Source organism: Citrobacter sp. TBCS-14, assembly GCF_005280805.1.
Taxonomy (GTDB): domain Bacteria; phylum Pseudomonadota; class Gammaproteobacteria; order Enterobacterales; family Enterobacteriaceae; genus Citrobacter; species Citrobacter gillenii.
In genome coordinates this window covers 1-218 of record NZ_SZWM01000626.1, presented here as the reverse complement: position 1 = coordinate 218, position 218 = coordinate 1, and the positions used below count along the sequence as shown (strand labels likewise).

1 pseudogene is annotated in these 218 nt (G+C 39.4%); it reads right to left on the bottom strand.

Annotation, left to right across the window (positions count from 1 at the left end):
* Positions 1-177 (bottom strand): annotated as a pseudogene (locus tag FDX22_RS20315) (IS982 family transposase); the annotation flags it as partial.
* Positions 178-218: the final 41 nt, after the last annotated feature.

Here is a 218-nt window from a genome sequence, read left to right as displayed (position 1 = left end):
CGTTTCACTAAAATGCAGTACGCCCCATAGGTAACAAGCGATAACTAAGCAATCTGATGTTGCGAGATGGACGTTCTTTCGGTTTTGAACCTCAAGGGGAACCCTCGTTTGATAAAGCGTCTCAATGGTTGTCAGTAAATAAACAAAAACTTTTGGAAGTGTGCTATTATAAGTCATATAAGTCGTGCGCTTTCTAATGCTTAGTGGTTTAAGATTAG